At 40.6% G+C, this 1,160-nt stretch carries 1 protein-coding gene; it reads right to left on the reverse strand.

What is annotated here, in order from left to right; genetic code table 11:
- Positions 1 to 509: 509 nt before the first annotated feature.
- On the reverse strand, positions 510 to 1,019 hold the full coding sequence (locus B2633_RS14360) for a hypothetical protein (protein ID WP_483171421.1): 510 nt from the start codon (positions 1,017 to 1,019) through the stop codon (positions 510 to 512).
- Between the last annotated feature and the right edge of the window lie 141 nt (positions 1,020 to 1,160).

Raw genomic sequence — 1,160 nt, forward strand, 5'->3', positions numbered from 1 at the left:
ACAACCATTATAATTTAAAATCCAAAATATTATCAGCAGCCGGGAAGAAGCATTGATGAAGCTTTTTTATCCTTTTAATTGGGCAAATTCCATCTCTGTCATCAATGGCAGCAGCTGCCGAAAATCAAGGTTTGTCCCCAAAACTGTCCCCAGAGCCAAATAGCCCCCGCAAAACAAAATAAAAAATCCCGAAATTTTTTTCGGGAGTGCTTTTATTGCGGTCTGCAGTGAGAGTATATATTTTCTGGGGGCGGGTTGAAAAGGGGGAGTCGTTTTAGAGGTTTTGCAGATATCTATACATATCTTCGATTGACTGAAATTTCAATTGTTCTTTTGCAATCCTACAGGCCAGTCCTGGTCCCAATGTCCCTTTGTGGTCGGGGTGTATAGTGGCTGCGCGTTTAATGCCGTCGCCCCCACGCCTTTCCATATATTGGTCTTTCCTTGTCTTTCCATACCTAAGCCAGTGCAGATTTTCTGAATATCTTTCCAGGTGAAGGAATATCCCATTATTCGATATGTTCTCCTAAGCCTAGCATATTAACTAGATCGCTACGATTACTGCATCTTAAAACCCTCCGCAGATACCAGTAATGGCTGTTACTTGGATTGTTCTTGCTTAGGAAGAAGGGAAGGTCGTCAAAATATACTAAAGCATACTCCTGGATATTATCTAAAAAATTTTCAGCTGCTTCTCTCTGGGTTCTGCCAATACCAAATGTATTTGTTTCCTTATTCCAAAGTGAATACGAGTCCCCTCCTTGTCCCGGAGTGTCAACCCATTCAAAAGAAAACGTCTTTTCCTCACACAGGGAGTCAATCAAGAAGGTGGCAATCATGGAAACTGGCTGGTCATCCCTGCGTTTAGCATCCTCTAATAGAATCTCCTTCCCTTGTGCCGCCTCATGCCGTAAACTGCTTAATTTATTTCTAGCATCACTGATTGTATATACTGGCATTTTTATTCCTCCCAAGTTTATATGCCTCCATTCTATCATATATATGGCTATAATAGCCATATGCAACCATAGAAGGAATTATGCTTTTGCTTTCGGGAGTGCCTACATTATTTTAGGAAACTAACTATAGATTTGATGGACAAAAATGTGGACAAACAGAAAATTAGATAAGTAACACAAAATACCGGGGCTTTAAAACCC

It is taken from the genome of Syntrophomonas sp. UBA1041 (genome assembly GCF_002316705.1).
Lineage (GTDB): Bacteria > Bacillota > Syntrophomonadia > Syntrophomonadales > Syntrophomonadaceae > DTU019.

Bases quoted from the DNA above. Each gene is read 5' to 3' on its own strand.
- B2633_RS14360 (WP_483171421.1), bottom strand. From the start codon at position 1,019: ATGGCTATTATAGCCATATATATGATAGAATGGAGGCATATAAACTTG.